Source organism: Streptomyces sp. NPDC033131, from assembly GCF_055578365.1.
Map to the genome: position 1 here is coordinate 1 of NZ_JBVIPA010000085.1, position 7,988 is coordinate 7,988.

Annotated in this window: 6 protein-coding genes and 3 pseudogenes; 4 read left to right on the forward strand and 5 right to left on the reverse strand. The window is 71.1% G+C overall.

The genetic code is table 11. The features are described 5' to 3' along the window. Positions 1-127: 127 nt before the first annotated feature. A complete protein-coding gene (locus tag ACZ5XS_RS44735) occupies positions 128-1,372 on the reverse strand; it encodes a 3-deoxy-7-phosphoheptulonate synthase (RefSeq protein WP_468661440.1) in 1,245 nt (414 codons plus the stop codon). Positions 1,373-1,812: 440 nt separating this feature from the next. On the opposite strand from ACZ5XS_RS44735, the gene ACZ5XS_RS44740 reads away from it, so the two are divergent. Further along, on the forward strand, positions 1,813-2,898 hold the full coding sequence (locus ACZ5XS_RS44740) for a zinc-binding dehydrogenase (protein ID WP_468661442.1): 1,086 nt from the start codon (positions 1,813-1,815) through the stop codon (positions 2,896-2,898). Position 2,899: 1 nt separating this feature from the next. On the opposite strand, the pseudogene ACZ5XS_RS44745 reads toward ACZ5XS_RS44740, so the two are convergent. Next, a pseudogene (locus tag ACZ5XS_RS44745) lies at positions 2,900-3,052 on the reverse strand (IS5/IS1182 family transposase); the annotation flags it as partial. 580 nt (positions 3,053-3,632) lie between these two features. After that, positions 3,633-4,892 carry an MFS transporter gene (locus ACZ5XS_RS44750; protein ID WP_468661444.1) on the reverse strand — a complete coding sequence of 420 codons (1,260 nt, stop codon included), beginning with the start codon at positions 4,890-4,892 and terminating at the stop codon, positions 3,633-3,635. Positions 4,893-5,307: 415 nt separating this feature from the next. Between ACZ5XS_RS44750 and ACZ5XS_RS44755 the strand changes: the two are divergent. Next, positions 5,308-5,478: pseudogene (locus tag ACZ5XS_RS44755) on the forward strand (glycoside hydrolase family 30 beta sandwich domain-containing protein); the annotation flags it as partial. A 73-nt stretch (positions 5,479-5,551) separates the two neighbouring features. On the opposite strand, the gene ACZ5XS_RS44760 reads toward ACZ5XS_RS44755, so the two are convergent. After that, entirely contained in the window at positions 5,552-5,683 is a 132-nt protein-coding gene (locus ACZ5XS_RS44760) for a hypothetical protein (protein ID WP_468661467.1), read from the reverse strand. 141 nt (positions 5,684-5,824) lie between these two features. On the opposite strand from ACZ5XS_RS44760, the pseudogene ACZ5XS_RS44765 reads away from it, so the two are divergent. Together ACZ5XS_RS44765 and ACZ5XS_RS44770 are read left to right on the forward strand one after the other, a co-directional pair. Then, positions 5,825-5,986: pseudogene (locus ACZ5XS_RS44765) on the forward strand (discoidin domain-containing protein); the annotation flags it as partial. A gap of 91 nt (positions 5,987-6,077) precedes the next feature. After that, complete coding sequence (locus ACZ5XS_RS44770) at positions 6,078-6,383, forward strand: hypothetical protein (protein ID WP_468661445.1); 306 nt, start codon at positions 6,078-6,080, stop codon at positions 6,381-6,383. Between the two features lie 264 nt (positions 6,384-6,647). On the opposite strand, the gene ACZ5XS_RS44775 is transcribed toward ACZ5XS_RS44770, so the two are convergent. After that, positions 6,648-7,817: an MFS transporter gene (locus ACZ5XS_RS44775; protein WP_468661463.1), complete on the reverse strand. Its 1,170-nt coding sequence runs from the start codon at positions 7,815-7,817 to the stop codon at positions 6,648-6,650. Positions 7,818-7,988: the final 171 nt, after the last annotated feature.

Sequence of the window (7,988 nt, forward strand, 5' to 3'; positions counted from 1 at the left end):
TCGTCGCCCCCCTTCTTTCTTCGGGGGGGGGGGGGATGGGTGCCTCCGGCGGGTTGCCCCTTTGGGCCCCGGGGGGGGGGGGGGGGGGGACCGCCCCCCCCCCCCCCGCCCCCCGCCGCCCGTGGGGTCAGCGGTGGCCCGCGCTGCAGCCGAACGCCGCGGCCACCGTCGACGCCTGGCCGGGGTTGAGCCGGGGGTCGCACAGGGAGGTGTAGCGGCGGTCAGAGGCCCCGTCGGCGGGCATCGGTCCGGGCACGCACTCGTGGACGTCCTCCGGGGTGGTCTCCAGGTGCAAGCCGGCCGCGGTGCCGCCGGCGGAGCGCACCGCCGCCTCGAAGGCGAGCACCTCGCCGACCACGGTCTCCACCTCCCGCGTCTTGCCGCCGTCGGCGTGCGGGACGGTGTTGCCGTGCATCGGGTCGCTCAGCCAGATCACCGGGTGGCCCGCCGCCCGCACCGCCTCGACCAGCGGAGGCAGCCGCTCGGCGACCAACCGCGGCCCCATGCGGACGATCAGGGTGAGCCGCCCGGGCGCGCGCCCCGGGTCGAGCCGGGCGCACAGGTCGAGCACGTCGTCGACGCTCGTCGTGGGACCCACCTTGCACGCGACGGGGTTGATGACCCCGGCGAGCAACTCCACGTGCGCGCCGTCGGGCTGCCGGGTGCGCTCCCCGATCCACGGCCAGTGCGTGGAGCCGAGCACCACGCCGGGGTCGCCGTCCGGCCCCGGGCCGGCGACGGCGGGGCCGGGGCCTTCCGCGAGGCGGAGCATGGACCGCTCGTAGTCGAGGAGCAGGGCCTCGTGGCTGGACCAGACCGGCGGGCCGAGGGCCTCCCTACTGTTGTTGTCCTCGCCCCAGCCCAGGTGGCGCATGGACTCCCGGGCCGCGTGGTAACCGGTCAGCAGCCGCCAGGGGTTGGGCTCGCGGGCGGCGGCCTCGGGCGCCGGTTCGTTGACCATGTGCCCCCGGTAGACCGGCAGTGCGCGGTCACCGACCTGCTCGGTTGGAGACGAGCGGGGCTTGGCGAACTGGCCGGCGATCCGGCCGACACGGACCACCGGCAGACCGGTGTTCATCCTCACCATGCCCGCCAGGCTGTCGAGGAGCCCGGCCTTGCGGGCCACCGCCGGGGCGGTGCAGTCGGCGAAGTCCTCGGCGCAGTCGCCGGCCTGCACCACGTGGGCCCGGCCCGCCGCGACCTCCGCGAGCTGCCGCCGCAGCGTCAGCACGTCCGCCGTGCGCACCAGCGAGGGCCGGGCGCGCAGTTCTCTGCGGACGAAGGGCAGCCGGTCGTCGCCGTCCCACGGGGGCTGCTGCGCCGCCACGACCGGGGCCGGGCGGAGCAGGGGATGCGGAGGCGGGTCGAGCATTTGTTGCACAGTCGTCTCCCTGTGTGAGAAGCGGGAAGAGTGCGGTACGCGGCACCGGAGGTGCTCCCGGCGTGGCCGAAGCCCGCACGCACAGCGGACCCGGGATCGCGTCCTCGGCCGTCCTCGCGGTGCGGGGGCGTCTCGGCTCCGGCTCCGCGCCCCACGGGATGCGGGGGCCGTGGCTTCCTTACGCAAGCACGACCCCCGTCGATGTTCAACTCGGCCTGTTTCGACGGGTTCTGGGTCGTCCAACCGGCGAGAGACAGCGGTTGGACGACGGGCCGGAAGCGGACGGCCAGCTGGACGGTGTTCCACTCCGGCGTGCCGCACGGTCACACTGCGGGAAGCGGGAACCAGCAGTTCCCGGGACGCCCCCTGGTCCCGAGGCACCCGACGACGCCCGATGACACCCGACGACTCCGGAAGGTGGTGGAAGACCCATGCCCCGCACAGCGGACACGGTGGTGTACGAACCACCCGGCAGCATCGCCCTGCGCACTCTCGACATACCGCCGCCGGATCCCGGGGGCCTGCTGGTACGGGTCACCCGGGCCGGCGTCTGCGGCACCGAGGCGCATATCCTGGCCGGCGATTTCCCGGCACCCTTCACCTTCGCCCTCGGTCATGAAGGAGTGGGCGTAGTGGAGGAATGCCCAGCCCCGGCCCATGACGCGATCGGGCAGCCGGTAGCCGTCGGGGACACCGTCTACTGGACCCCGGCCCACCCCTGTCACCGCTGCCGCCGCTGCGTGCTGGAGGGCGACGGGGCCAACTGCGAGAACGTCGTCCGCCCGCGTCCCCTCGAACCGCTCGGAGCGGCCACCTTCACCACCCACGCCCGGCTGTCCCCCGACACCCAGTTCCACAAGGTCCCCGCGGGCACCCCACAGGACGCGGTGATCGCTTTCGGCTGCGCCCTGCCGACCGCGCTGCACGGCCTCGCCCGGGCCGGCGGTGTCTCCCCGCGCGACGACGTGATCGTGCTGGGGGCGGGCCCGGTGGGCACGGCCACGGCTTTCGCCGCCCGGCTGGCGGGGGCGCGCCGGATCATCGTGGTCGGCGGACGCCAGGTCCGCCTGGACGCGGCCCGCGGCTTCGGAGCCGACGCCGCCCTCTCCCGCGCCGACACGACCACCGCCGAACGAGCCACCACCGTCGACCGGTTGCTGGGCGCGGGAGGCAGGCGCCTGGTGGTGGAGGCAGCTGGCCGGCTGCCGGCGTTCGAGGAGGGCATGGACCTCCTCGGCCGCGACGACCGGCTCCTGGTGATGGGCCTGTGGGCGGGCCGGGGCAAGGTCCCGGTGGACCCCTTCCGCGTCAGCCGCCTGGGACTGCGCGTCATCGGCAGCCAGCTCGCCCAGGCGGAGCACTACGCCGAGTCCGTGCGCATCGCCACGGACCACCACGAGGACTTCCCGATGGCGTCGTACATCTCCCACCGCCACCCCCTGACGGAAGCCGAGCAGGCGATCGAGGGCATCAGGGGTCCGACGGCGCTGAAGACGGTACTGGAGCCGGCCCCTTAGAGAGTGCGTTGAATACGTCGCGGAGGTCGACTTTGGCCGGCTGCCCGGTGGGTCTGCGGTCGAGTCGGGCCTTTCTCCAGGCCGTCAACGTCGGCTCGATTAAGGCCCATCCGGCGTCGGACAGGTCGCTGGGGTATGGCTTCCGCTGACTCACGCCGTAGCGTGATCATGGATGCGGCGGACGGTGCTGTTCCGCTGCTGCTGGGCGATTCCGGCCGATCTTCAAACCAGACGGACTTCGCGCACAAGAACCGGAGCAAACGGGCGACCTGGTCCGCAGCTTGATGAACGCGAGGGTGTTCTTATAGGGCAAACACCTCAAGCGTGACGGCCGGGAAAGTCACATACCGGCGCAGACCATCCCTAAATGCCCACTTAGAGGCCCTAACAACAGTTGTTAAGCATGTGACTTTCTGTGGGGATGGTGACGGCGAGTTCGGGCAGGGAGGTGATGCCGCGGTCTCGACGGCGGCCAGGATCTGCCGGAGGGCAGAGAGGAAAGCGGCACCTTTGTTGGTGTCGAGCCGCGGGGCTAGGGAGCAGTCAAGGTCGAGGATGCGGGGGGCGATGCCGCGTTTGTTGGAGCCGGCCGACCGGAGCCGATCCGGGAGGCGGGCGGGTTTGTTCGACTCGCGCTGAGGTGGAGGCCAGCCGCAGGGGCCCGCGCGGCACCATGCTTCCTCGTCCGCGGAGAGGGCCGCGTCGCGTCCGGCGCGGCCTGCTCGTACGGCGGCTCAGCCCGCTGCGGCCGTCGGGGACTCCGCGTGCCGAAAACCTGGCAGCACCAGGCACAGCACGGCCGCGACGGCTGTCGCGGCGGCGAAGGCGCCCACCGCCCAGGCGCCGGAAGCGTGCTGGACGATCAGGCCCGCGATCAGTGGCGCCAGTGTCGCCAGTGCGGTGGCCGCCATCATCACCGTGCTGATGACTCGGCCGCGCATGCCCTCGGGCGCGCTGCGGAGCACCACGGCGACGAACGCCCCGTTCGCGGCCGGCGCGAGCAGCAGTGCCAGCGCGACCGGCGTCGCCACCAGCGGTGACGGGATGAACAAGGCCGCAGCACCGAACAGCAGGGCGGCGGCCAGGGTGATCGTGGCGGTCAGGGTTGCCAGACGCACGCGCCCCTGGAGTCGGGGGGCGACCACGGCGCCGAGCAGCCCGCCGGCCGCGATGCCTGCCTGCACGAAACCGATCACCGCGGTGGATGTCCCGTGCTGCTGCATCGCGAGGGTGATGCTGAAGATCACGCCGCTGAAGGCGAAGTTCACCAGGGGCGTCTGGATCACCGCCGCGCGCAGAATCGGTACCTGCCAGACCAGTTGCAGGCCATCGGTCACCTCGCGCCACAACGACTTGCGCACGGCCGCCTTCTCCGGCCGGAACTTCCCGCGGATCCGGCTCACCGTGCCGAACGACACCGCGAAGGAGATCGCGTCGGCCAGGAAGGGGACGGCACGGCCTACTCCGAACAGCATTCCGCCGAGCGCCGGGCCGGCCAGGCTGGCACCGTAGGTCCGGCCTTCGCTGGCGGCCCACGCCTGCTCCAGCTGCTCGTCCGGCACGATTCCCGGCAGCGCGGCGGCGGCGGACGGATCGAAGACGGCACCGGCAGCTCCCTCGATCAGGCTCACGGCGAGGACCACCTGCCAGGGCGCGGCATCCAGTGCGATCAGAATGCCGAGCAGTGCCAGCAGCACCGCTCGCGTGATGTCGCAGATGATCATCGTCAGTCGTCGGTCGAACCGGTCCGAAAGCGCCCCAGCGGGCAGTTGCACGCACAGCACGGTAATGGCCCGCACCGTGCCGGCGATCCCGGCGAGCACCGCCGAATGGGTCAGGGCCAGGATGAGCAGCGGGTAGGCGATCCCACTGATCTGTGTGCCGGTATCGGACAGCAACTGCCCGATCCACAGCATTCGAAAGCTCCTGTTGCGCCGTAGCGGAACCTGTCGTGGCACATCGGTGGCTATTTCAATTCCGCTGGCGTCACTCACCTTCGGAACCATACGCGCAGGTCAGGGCCGGGCCAGAGCGAGGAATGGTGACCCATGTCACAGCATTGCCCTGCATGGCATCCGTGAGCGCATACGACTTCGTGGTTTGCGTCGCGGTGAGCGACTTCCCTCGCGTTACACACCGTTGACACATCCGGATAGCGGCTGCGAGCGTAAGTCTCCGCCGCCCATCCAAGAGTTAATTCGAAGCTGTTCGGCAGTACCGTCAAGCAGTCGACGAATTCGCCTGCCGAGAAAGCGGTCGTCTGCCTTTCCCCAGTTAGCGACGCGTCTCGACCTCCTGCCGGCTGGGCGCAGACGCGGCGTGAACCATTTGCGACTTTCTCGCTGGAACCTCGCCCTGGACGGCTCAAGCGGTCCCACCAACAACGGCTGCCAGGGCTGCCGCCCCGTGGTGACCGTCTCCCCGAACACCAACGGCACGTGGAGCTACTCACCGACGGCCGACTACTGGGGCCTCGCGCAGGCCGGCAAGTTCGTCCAGCCCGGCGCCCGCCGGGTCGCCTCCAACACCTTCGGCAAGGGCAACGTCGAGGACGTCGCCTTCACCAACCCCGACGGCTCCACCGCGCTGGTCACTACAACTCCGGCAGCACGGCACGCACCTTCAACGTCGGCTGGGTCGACCGCCTCTTCACCTACACCCTGGCCGCGGGAGCAGCGGCGACCTTCACCTGGACCGGCACCCGGCACGGCAGCACCGACCCGGCCGCCATCGGCTCCGTCGACATCCCCTTCAGCAACCCCGACGGCAGCCAGGCCCTGATCACCTACGACAGCAGCCTCCTCGCCCAGCAACCCCAGGTACGCATCGGCGACCAGTGGCTCGGCTACACCCTGCCCACCGGCGCCTCCCTCACCCCGCCCACAGGTGAGACAGCCCTGCCCCGCGACGGCGGCAGGCATCGGCATCCGCGAGCAGCTCGGACGACCCGCCGTCCAAGGCCATCGACGGCGACGCGACCACCCGGTGGAGCCTGGGACACGGCATGCAACCGGGAGACTGGTTCCAGGTCGACCTCGGCTCGACCCAGACCTTCGACCAGCTCGTCCTGGACACGAGCGCCTCGTCCGGCGACTTCGTCCGCCAGCCAGTACGAGGTCTACGCCTCCGACAACGGCACCAGCTGGGGCAAGCCGATCGCCACCGGCCCCGGCAATACCATGAGCCGCATCCTGCTGCCCACCACCACCGCCCGCTACATTCGCGTGGTCAACAAGGCAAGCTCCGGCAGCTGGTGGTCCATCCACGTCTCCGTCTTCGCCTCCGACGGCAAGACCACATCGCCCCCGGCCACGAGCGCCGGCCTCCAGCGCAAGAACGCGACCCTTCCCGACGGCACCAAGCTGCAGGTGACGTACAACTCCGGCAGCGGACCTGCCACATTCGACGTCCCGTGGGGCGCCACGACGTACCGCTACCGACTGCCCGCCGGCGGCGCCGCGATCCTCACCACGCGCGCTGCCTGAACGCACGCCTGCGGACACCGCCAGTCTGACGACGTCGAGGTCAGAGGCCTCGGTGACGAACCGTTCGGCGAAGGCCACCTCGGTCCGCCACGCCTCCCACGCCGTGGTGACGACCTTTGGGTCCTCCGTGGCGCCGTCGAAGTCCCCGTCGGGGTCGGCAGTCGAGGAGAAGAAGGCCGGAGCGTCTTGCGCGGCCAGGACCGCCGGAACCAGCGGCGTTCCACATCCGCGGTTACTCTGCGGAGTGACGGGATGCTGTGGTTGTCAGGGCCGGGGGAATCGGTGGCGTACGGCGTCGGTAGCTGTCCATGGTGCGATGAGCGCGGCGGCGACGGAGATGGTGGCCAGGAGGAAGAACAGCGGTCCGTAGCCGCCGAGAGGGACGGCCAGGGCAGCGCCGGCGAACGGCGCGAGTGCTGCCGCTGTGTGGGCGGGTGCGGCGAGGAGTCCGGAGAGGCGGCCGTAGTGGGTGGTGCCCCAGCGGTCGGTGATGGCGGTGGCCTGGAGGAGGGTGAGGTTGCCGCGGACCGTGCCGGCCATGACCGACACGGCGATGAGCAGGGCGTACGGGCCAGGGACGGCGGCGAAGGCCGCGGTGGTCAATCCACCGAGGGCGATGAGACTCGTCGTGCGGGCCGTGGCGGTGGTGCGGCGGGCGAGGGTGGCGTACAGGGTGCGGCCGAGGGTCTGTCCGGCTCCGCCGATGCCGAGTACCCACGCGGCCTGCGCGGTGGAGTAGCCGCGTTCGAGCAGGAGCGACACCAGGGCGACGACGACGGCGTACATGGCGAACGCTGACAGGGTGAACACTGCCGCGAGCATCCAGAAGGGCCGGCTGCGTGCCACCGCTGCGGCTTGGACATGGGTGTACTGCGGCGAGGGCGTGGCCTTTGGCCAAGGAGCGTTCAGCGCCAGGGCATGGGCAGGAACCGTGATGGCGGCGAGGATTGCGGCGAGCACGAGGTAGGTGGCGCGCCAGGACAGGTGGCCGGCGAGCAGGGCGGTCAGAGGCGCGAAGACGGTGGAGGCGAGGCCGCCTGCGAGGGTGACGATGGTCAGCGCGCGGATGTGGTCCGGGGCCCACCAGCGGGTCAGTGCGGCGAAGGCGGGTTGGTAGAAGGTCGCGGCCATCGCGAGGCCGGCGAGTGCCCAACCGGTGAAGAACAGCAGCAGGTTCGGGGCGGCGGCCACGATCAGCAGGCTCACGGTGCCGAGAGCGGAGCCAGCGGTCATGACCGCGCGCGGGCCACGGTGGTCCAGGATCCGGCCCACGCGGATTCCGGCGAGTGCGGAGACGACCAAGCCGAGCGAGAAGGCGGCCATCGTCGCTCCGGCCGGCCATCCTGTAGCGGAGGTGATCTGCGGGTTCAACACCGGGAACGCGTAGTAGACGATGCCCCAGCTCGTGATCTGCGTGACGCACAGAGCGGGCAGGGCGGCGGGGGGGGGGGGGGGGGGGGGGGGGGGGGGGGGGGGGGGTGGGCCGGGGGGGGTGGGGGGGGGGGGGGGGGGGGTCCCGTTTCGGGAAAAAGGGGGGCACCCTCCCCCACAGTGGGGGGGGGGGGGTCTAAACCCTCTTCTTTTTTTTTCTTTTTCTTTCTTTCT

Excerpts from the sequence above, each read along its gene's own strand:
- ACZ5XS_RS44735 (WP_468661440.1), bottom strand. The coding sequence starts at position 1,372 with ATGCTCGACCCGCCTCCGCATCCCCTGCTCCGCCCGGCCCCGGTCGTG.
- ACZ5XS_RS44740 (WP_468661442.1), top strand. The coding sequence starts at position 1,813 with ATGCCCCGCACAGCGGACACGGTGGTGTACGAACCACCCGGCAGCATC.
- ACZ5XS_RS44770 (WP_468661445.1), top strand. The coding sequence starts at position 6,078 with ATGAGCCGCATCCTGCTGCCCACCACCACCGCCCGCTACATTCGCGTG.